We start from the raw sequence: 7,993 nt of genomic DNA, 5'->3' as shown, positions 1-7,993 counted from the left end.
GAGTAAAAAAAAGAACAAGGAAGAAAGGGGGAAAGAGAAAAAAAAAAACCCCCCCTGTGGCGAAAAAAAACCCCCCCCCCCCCCCCCCCCCCTCTTCCCCCCCCCAGGGCCCCGATCTTCGAGGTCTGTCTGCGCAGACATGCATGGCGGATGCTGTGTGTGGGTGGCGAGGGGCAGGTGAAGGTTGAGGAGCCGCACGGCCCGCCGCGCTGGGCGCGTCGGGCCGTTGGTGGTGGTCGAGACCGGGCGCGACGCCGGCGCGCGGCGAAACCGGGCGCACACCCTGGCAGCCCCTGCTGGGAGCACTGGAGCCCCTCGTCTTTCAAGCCCACTGGTCACCCTCTGTTGCCTCTCTTCCGTCCTCTTTTCCTCACCTCTACATCCGCCTGTCTGTCATCCCTGTCGTTCCTCGTCGCGCTGCTGATAGTCATCAGGTCACTAAAAAGCAAAAAGAACAAAATTATGGACCAATGCATGCGAGATCGCTCGGGGTATGGACGTGTTGGCGGTCAGCGCAGCCGGTTGACCTGGACGGGCATTTTCGCGAGGGTGCGACGCTCGTTGGGAAGGAGCGGCCGCGCGGCGGTGGCGGGGCGTTGGTCGCGTTCGCGGTCTGGCCAGGGGACGGGTTCGGTCGCGGTGTAGAGGTAGGTCGACGGCTGGGCGTGGGGCCGGAACCAGTGGCTGAGAGCGAATTCGTCGAACTGCGTCGGGGTTTGGGGGCGACGGAGGTTGAGTGCCTGCTGGGATTGGCGGCTGGTGTCGGCGGTGAGCGCGATCGCGCTGGTGAACAGCTCCATCTTGGTGGACCAGTCGCGGATGACGACCGGGTTGAGGTGGCGGTGATAAAGCATCGCGTCACCGCCGTGCTGATGTTTGACGAACCAGGCGGCGCTGGTGCGGCGTTTCGCGTCGGCGTCCTTGCCCGCCCGACGGAACCCGGCGGGCCCGGCGAAGGTCTTCAGGCTGCGGAAGTCGTATCTGGGCAAGCTGGGTGGTTTCCAGGAGTCGTGTTCGATCCAGTGTGAGACGGGGTCTTTCAGGACGGTGGGGCGGTAGTAGGGCAGGCCGAGGCGGGCGCCGATCTCGGCAGAGAAGAGGGCTTGCTCGTTCGGGCCGCCGGCGGCGAGGCGGCGCCAGTGAAGGGAGCCGATCAGCTCGGCGATCGCGACGGCTTCGGGGTAGGTCGCGGCGAACAGCCGGGACGCGGTGAAGGCGTCGCGTTCGGTCCCGGGCGGGATGAGCAGGGTGGTGCGGCGGCGCCAGTGCAGCCAGGCGTCGGTGTCGGTGGCGGCCGCGTTGGTGAAGTTCCAGCGGTGGGCGCAGATGAGGAACCCGGTGAGGACGGCGTCGAAGGTGGCGGCCGGGCCGACGCGACGCAGCAGGCGCCGGTGCCGGTGCTGCGCGGCGACGATCTCGGGCAGCTCGTCGAGGTGGGGCTGGGGGTGGTCGAGGTGATCGGGTGGGCCGATCCAGATCCGGTGCCGGGTGCAGACGTAGTCGTGGTGGGTCAGCAGTTGCAGGACCGGCCCGCCGGGGTGGCGGGCGGTGCAGCGGCGGCAGCCGCGCTGGGGTTCGTGGCGCAGCGCGAGCCAGTCCGATGCGGGGTCGAGCAGCTCGGCGATCGCCTGGTTCAGCCGGGCGCGGGGCTGGCTCGACACGATCGCGAGCAGGTCGCCGTCGAGGCGGCGGCCGATGCTGACCTGCCGCCAGAGTTCAGTCGCGGGAAGGTCATGCAGTGCGGCGAGCCGCGCGAGGTAGGAGACGGCGATCTCCCGGTGCGCGGGCCGGATCGTGATCGGCAACCGGGAGACCATCAGCGCTTCGCCTTGCTGCCGGTGCTGCGGCGGCGGGCCGGGGCGGTGCGGGTGGCGGCGTGGTCGAGCGGGATCACCTCGAGCAGTTCGGTGGTGATGCGCTCGGTCTCGTCGTCGATGGCCAGGACCGCGGCGCCGCGGATCAGCTGGGAGAGGCTGCCGATCATGCCGCCGGTGCGCTCGTAGAGGTAGTCGGCGTGGTCGACCAGCGTCCCGGGGCGGTGTGCGTGCAGACGCAGCGCCTGTTCCAGGGTCGCGACCAGTGCCCGCCAGGCGGTGCGCTGCTCGGCGGTGCCGTAGTCGAACGGCGCCGAGGACAGCAGGGTGAACCGCCCGGCGATCTGGCGGCCGCGCGGGCCGGCGAACAAGCCCTGTTCCTCGACCTCGATCCCGGCGTAGGCGAACGTCGCCGGGAGCCGTTCGCCGAAGTACTTGAGCTGATCCGAGACTTCCGCGCCGGCGCGGCTGGAGAGGGAAATGTTGTGGATCTCGTCGACCAGAACGAGTTCCAGGTGGGTGCGGGCCGCGACCGCGCAGACGGTGTTGACGATGTCGGGCATCATCGAGCGCGGCACCTACCCCGCCTCACCGGCCCGACAAGTACCCCCGGACACCGACACCACCACCGACAACTAGGCCGGACGCCGACAGGTTCAGCCGGACAGGACACAGGCCGCCGGTGCTCACCCGCCCGTACGGCCCTCAAGGTCAACCACACACCTCTGGCACTAAAGTGTGCGGATGCAAAGGCGCTGGTCAGGGGTTCGGCGTACGGTGGATCTTGAGGGGGAGGACGAGCCCCTGACGGGTTGGGGGACCCATGACGATGACGTGTCACGTCCTGCACGCGGGGGACGGCTACACGTACCTGACTGATCAGGTCGCTTCTCTGGACGCGGCGCGCGAGCCGGGGCAGTCGCTGACGGACTACTACCTGGCCTCGGGGAATCCGCCGGGGCAGTGGGTCGGGGCGGGGATCGCGGACCTGGGTATGTCGGGCGCGGTGTCCGAGGAGCACATGCGGGCCCTGTTCGGGGAGGGTCTGCACCCGGACGCGGATGCGATGGTGGCCCGCTGGATCGACGCGGGGATGCCGTACGCGAAGGCGATCGACCGGGCCCGGCTGGGCCGGAAGTTCATGACGCCGAAGGCGGAGAAGAGCCCGCTCGCGGCCGCCGTGCAGGACGCCTACGACCGTTTCGCCGTTCTCCATGATCGCCGCCCGAGCGTGGACGAACGCCGGGAGATCAAGGAGAAGACGGCCGCGGAGATGCTGGCCGGGCCGGGCGGCACGCCGCCGGATCCGGCGGTGGTGCGGCGCTTCCTCGTCGACGAGCTCGGCAGGGCCGACCAGCCCGTCGCCGGGTTCGATCTCGTCTTCACCCCGCCGGCGAAGTCCGTGTCGGTGTTGTGGGGCCTGGGGGATCCGCAGGTCGCGCAGGTCGTCGAGGAGGTCCACGAGCAGGCGTGGCGGACGGCGCTCGCCTACGGCGAACGCGAGGCCGCGTTCACCCGGATCGGTGCCGGCGGGACCGCGCAGATCGACACGAACGGCTTCGTCGCGGTGGCGTTTCAGCATCGCGACTCCCGCTGCGGCGACCCCAACCTGCACACCCACGTCGTGGTCTCCAACCGTGTGCTCGCCGTCGACGGGAAGTGGCGGACGCTCGACTCGCGGCAGCTGCACCGGGTCGCGGTGTCGATGTCGGAGACCTACAACGCCGCGGTGGAACACGGGCTGACCGAGCGCCTCGGGGTGACCTGGCGGACGGTGCCGCGCGCGGACGGGAAACGCGCGGTGCGGGAGATCGCCGGTGTCCCGGACGAGCTGATCACCGGTTTCTCCGGCCGCCGTAACCAGGTCGAGAAGAACTACGAGGTCCTCGTCGCCGACTACGTGCGGGCCTACGGGCATACCCCGCCGCGCAGCGTGCAGATGAAGCTCGCGCAGCAGGCCACCCTGCAGAACCGGCCGGACAAGGACACGGCCGGCGCGACGCTGGGTGAGCAGCGCGACACCTGGCGGACAGCGGCGGACGGGATGCTGCCCGGCCGGAACGTCGACCAGGTCCTCGCCGCGACGATGGGCCACACCACCGCGGCCGTCGTGCCGGTCGACGTCGCCGAGCTGGCGGCGACGGTGGTCGACGTCGTCTCCCAGCACCGGTCGACCTGGTCGGTGTATCACGTGCGGTCCGAGACGATCCGCCAGCTCAAACCCCACCCGTTCGCGTCCGCCGCCGACCGCGAGCGGGTCACCGACGAGGTCGTCAGCACGGCGCTCGGGACCGAATCCGTCGAGCTGTCGGTCGCGGTCACGCCGCCACCGGCGCTGCTGCGGCGCGCCAGCGGCGAATCGGTGTTCCAGCGGCACGGGGCGACCCGCTACACCAGCACCGAGATCCTCGACGCCGAACAGCGCCTCCTCGAGGCCGCCCGCACCACGGCCGGGCCGGTCGTCGCCGTCCGGGACGCGCGCGCGGCGATCGCGGCGCACGAAGCCCGGACCGGGCGGGCGCTGGATCCCGGGCAGCGGCAGCTGGTGGAGCAGTTCGTGACCTGCGGAACCGCGCTTGCGGTGGGGATCGGCCCGCCGGGGGCGGGAAAGTCGACGGCGATGCGCGCGGTCCGCACGGCGTGGGAGACCACCGGCGGCCGCGTGATCGGCCTCGCCCCGTCCGCCGCCGCGGCGCAGGTCCTCGGCCACGAGCTCGGCGTCCCCGCCGACACCCTGCACCACCTGGTCGCCCTGCACGACTACGGCCGCGAGATCGACCTGCGCGCGGGGGACATGGTGCTGGTCGACGAGGCCGGGATGGGCGGTACCCGCACCCTCGACGCCGTCCGCGCGATCGCCGCCGAACGCGGTGCCGTGATCCGCCTGGTCGGCGACTACCGGCAGCTCGCCGCCGTCGAGGCCGGGGGCGCGCTGCGGCTGATCCACCACGACCACGGCGGCACCGAACTCACCCGCCTGCACCGCTTCCGCGACCCCGCCGAAGCCGACGCCATGCTGCGGCTGCGGGTCGGCGACCGGACAGCGATCGGCTTCTACACCGCGCGCGGGCGTCTGCACGCCGGGACGCGGGTCGCCGTCCTGGACCGGCTCTACGCCGACTGGAACACCGACACCACCACCGGCCGGGCGTCGATCATGATGTCGGACTCGGCCGAGATCGTCCGCGAGCTGTCCGAGCGGGCGCAGACCGACCGCCGCGCCGCCGGTGAGGTCGAACCCGGCGGGGCGGCGCTGCGCGACGGCATGACCGCCGGCGTCGGGGACCGGATCGTCACCCGCGACAACCAGCGCCGCCTCGCCGTCACCGGCACCGACTACGTGAAGAACGGTGACCTGTGGGACGTCACCGCCCGCCACGACGACGGCGCGCTCACCGTCCGGCACATCCGCCACCGCGGCGAAATCACGCTGCCCGCCCACTACGTCGCCACCCAGGTCGAGCTCGGCTACGCCGCCACCGTCCACCGTTCCCAAGGCCTCACCGTCGACGTCTCCCGCGCCTACCTCACCCCGATCGCCGTGCGCGAAGCCGCGCTCGTCGCGCTCTCCCGCGGTGCCGAGGAGAACCACGCCTACCTCGACACCGACACCATCCTCGAGCACGGCGAACCCGAGACCCTGCCCGGTGAGCTGTTCTACCGCCACCGCAACGACGACCCGGCCGCCGCGGCGCTCGCCGCGATCCTGCGCCGCGAAGGCGCGGAACTGTCGGCCACCGAACACCTGCGGGACGCGCTGGACGAGCCGTTCCGGCTCGACGTCGCCGTGCCCCGCTACCTGCTCGCCCTCGACCTCCACCGCGGTCCCGACGCGTTCGCCGACGCCGAAACCTGGGTGCACCAGGCGCTTCCCGCCCATGCCAAGGAAATCCTCACCGACCCGGCGTGGCCCGAGCTCGCCGAGGTCCTGCAGCAGGTCCACGGCACCGGCGCCGACCCCGTCGACGTCCTCGCCCGCCGCGCCGCCCAGCGCCCGTTCGACGACCCGGCCGACCCGGCTCACTCGATCGCGCAAGTCCTCCACCACCGCCTCGAACCCGACCTCCCCCTCGCGACAGGGGACGCCGACGGGGCGGGGGAGCGGCCGGTCCTGCTGCCCGGCTGGATCCCCGCGCCCCCGCCGGTCGACCCGGCCGCGCCCCGCGACCTCGCCGACCTGCAGGACTGGGTCACCGGACAGGCCCGCGCGCTCGCCGACCGCGTCCGCCACCTCGGGGAACAGGCAGCCGAGCAACCCCCGGCCTGGGCCGCGCACCTCGGCCCGGTCCCGCTCGACGCCCTCGACCGCGAAACCTGGATCCACCGCGCCGGGCAAGTCGCCGCCTACCGCGAACGCTTCGGCGTCCCCGCCGACGACCCCGAACTGCTCCCGCACACCACCGCCGACACCGCCCGCGCCTGGGTCGCCCGCCACCTCGCCGCCACCGAACACACCCCGCTCACCGACGACCACACCGACGCCGACGGGCACGACCTGCGCGGCGCCGAACGCGCCGGGCAGGACCAGGACGACCAGCCGGTCGAGGCCATGTGGGAACGCATGGACCGCTGGCGCGCCGACCACGAAACCAGCTACCCCGACGAGAACACCGAAGTCGCCGAGCCCGTCATGAGCCGCGCGGCCGAACAGATTCTGCGGATCCGCTACACCGGGCTGCAGGTGGAACTGAACCTCGCGCGCGGCGCGGGCGACACTGAGCGGGAACAGCAGGCGCTGGCGCGGCGGGAGGCGTTCGAGGACGCCCACCCCGACCTCGTCGACCGTATCCACGCCGAGAACCTGCAGCGGCTGCGGCAGGCCCGGGAATGGAAGGCCGCGTGGCGGGAGCGTCCGCACGGCGCCCTGTCCGGCGATGCCCTCGCCGCGGCGATCACCCGCGAGCAGCGCCTCGCCGAGAAGGCCAACCAGGCCCAGCAGATCTTCGCGCGCCGCGTCGCCGACCTCGAACCGCAGGTCGTCGCCGGGGCCGGGCCGCGGGTGCGGGACCTCGACGCCCGCGTCACCGCCCTGACCGCCCGCGCCGAACTGGCCACCCAGTACGACATCCTCGCCCGCGAACACCAGGACGCCATGACCGAAGCCCGCGTCGCGACCGCGAACGCCGCCGACCGGGAGTGGAAAGCCAACCGGCTCACCCGCTGGGACGCGCTTCGCCGTCCCGGACTGCGCGGCCGGCTGCAGGAGGAAGCCGAAGACCTGCGCGAGTCCGCCGCCCAGGCCGGGGCCGTCGCCACCGAGCTCCGCACCCGCATGAACGCCCTCACCCGGCACGACGACGACCCCGCCACCCTGCACCGCGCCCGCACCGAAGCCCGCCTCGCCGCCGACAACCACGACCGGGACCGCCAGACCGCCCAGACCGCCGACCAGCGCGACGTCGACGACCTTCACCGCCAGGCCGACCGCGCCGGAAACGCCGCCCACACCGCCGGCCACACCCTCGGCGAACTCCGCGACGAACACGACCTGCGCGACACCATGCCCGCCAACCGGCACAACGCCGAAGACACCTTCCGCGACATCCTGCACACCCAGCAGGCCGAACGCGCCCGCGCCCGCGCCGCGCAGCAACGCCACCAACACCAGGCCGAGCGCTACGACTCGTATCACCACGATCACCACCACGGCCAGGACCACGGACATGGCATGGGCATGGGTCGATAGGTGTGACTCAGAGAGTTACCTGGATGCCGGTCACTACTCGCCGGTGTAGAAAAAACCGTCTCAGAAGAGGGAAGGCTTCCCGATCGGGTGCCGAAACGCACCGCTGGTGTGTAGCCACCTAGGGCGCTTAGCCTGATTCAGTGATTCAGGTAGAGTGCGCCTGCATCACCGATAAAAGAAAACGGGGAGCCCCGGCCCGCGTATGCGACACCGGAACTCCCCGCGACTGAGGGATCAACGGCTCAGAAACCAGGCGACCGCCGGCGAAGCGAGTACTGGTACCAGAGCCACCGCGGGCCCGGTCACCTTCACGGTGATCGGGCCGCTCAGTTCCAGGACAAACCTGGCACGTAAGCGTTCCCGCGACTCGTCCGAGCCTGATGGCTCGTCGTCTTCCACAGTCATCACCTCCCCTCCCCGCCCGTGTGCTCGGCGGTGCACCGGGCGAGCCCGTTGCGAAGAAGGTCAGTGACAGCGGCAACCTTACCGGGCG

At 71.5% G+C, this 7,993-nt stretch carries 3 protein-coding genes; 1 reads left to right on the top strand and 2 read right to left on the bottom strand.

The window, feature by feature from the left end; translation table 11 throughout:
• Positions 1 to 509 precede the first annotated feature (509 nt).
• Together ACZ5IK_RS39710 and ACZ5IK_RS39705 are read right to left on the bottom strand one after the other, a co-directional pair.
• Positions 510 to 1,805 (bottom strand): hypothetical protein, encoded by a 1,296-nt coding sequence (locus ACZ5IK_RS39710; protein WP_465492403.1) that lies wholly within the window; start codon positions 1,803 to 1,805, stop codon positions 510 to 512.
• Between the two features lie 11 nt (positions 1,806 to 1,816).
• Positions 1,817 to 2,380 (bottom strand): hypothetical protein, encoded by a 564-nt coding sequence (locus ACZ5IK_RS39705; protein WP_465492402.1) that lies wholly within the window; start codon positions 2,378 to 2,380, stop codon positions 1,817 to 1,819.
• A 257-nt stretch (positions 2,381 to 2,637) separates the two neighbouring features.
• Here ACZ5IK_RS39705 and mobF point away from each other — a divergent pair, with 257 nt between their 5' ends.
• Entirely contained in the window at positions 2,638 to 7,500 is a 4,863-nt protein-coding gene (mobF, locus tag ACZ5IK_RS39700; protein ID WP_465492401.1) for a MobF family relaxase, read from the top strand.
• Positions 7,501 to 7,993: the final 493 nt, after the last annotated feature.

Source organism: Amycolatopsis sp. NPDC031561 (genome assembly GCF_055580625.1).
The sequence above is the reverse complement of the archived record's forward strand: the minus strand, read 5'-3'. Positions and strand labels throughout refer to the sequence as shown.

What these genes read in the sequence shown, in the direction of transcription:
- ACZ5IK_RS39705 (WP_465492402.1), bottom strand. Translation starts at nt 2,380, where the DNA reads ATGATGCCCGACATCGTCAACACCGTCTGCGCGGTCGCGGCCCGCACC.
- mobF (WP_465492401.1), top strand. Translation starts at nt 2,638, where the DNA reads ATGACGATGACGTGTCACGTCCTGCACGCGGGGGACGGCTACACGTAC.